1 protein-coding gene is annotated in these 618 nt (G+C 43.0%); it reads left to right on the forward strand.

Annotation, left to right across the window (positions count from 1 at the left end):
• The coding region (locus tag AC1DRF_RS31390; protein WP_477742751.1) for a malic enzyme-like NAD(P)-binding protein at positions 1 to 618 on the forward strand (618 nt) is incomplete at both ends.

The following is a 618-nucleotide window of genomic DNA, read 5'->3' on the forward strand; positions in this document are numbered from 1 at the left end:
CCTTTTAACAGATGACATGGACGACTTATTAGGTTTCCAAACGCCTTATGCACGAAAAGCAGAAGAAGTGAAGGACTGGAACCGTGAAGAAGACAAAATTTCTCTTCTAGAAGTTGTCAGACAAGTGAAGCCAACAATCTTAATTGGTACGTCTGGTGTAGCAGGCGCGTTCTCAGAAGAAATCGTAAAAGAAATGGCGAAGCATGTAGAACGCCCAGCTATTTTACCAATGTCAAATCCAACTCCGCTTGCGGAAGCTACTCCTGAAAACCTATTAAATTGGACAGAAGGAAAAGCGCTTGTAGCGACTGGAAGTCCGTTTGAACCAGTTAACTACGATGGTGTGGAATATGAAATTGGTCAATCTAATAATGCTTTTGTTTTCCCTGGTCTTGGTCTTGGATCAATCGTGGTAAAAGCAGAAGTTATTACAGACAGCATGTTTGCAGCATGTGCACACGCTGTAGCTCAAATGGTAGACAGCAGCAAGCCGGGTGCTTCATTACTACCACGCGTAGAAGAATTACGTGAAGTATCCTATAACGTTGCTTTAGCGGTTGCTAACGCAGCAATTAAAGATGGCGTTGCAAAAGAAGTTCCAACAGATGTTAAAGCGGC

The organism is Priestia sp. P5_B4, assembly GCF_056400385.1.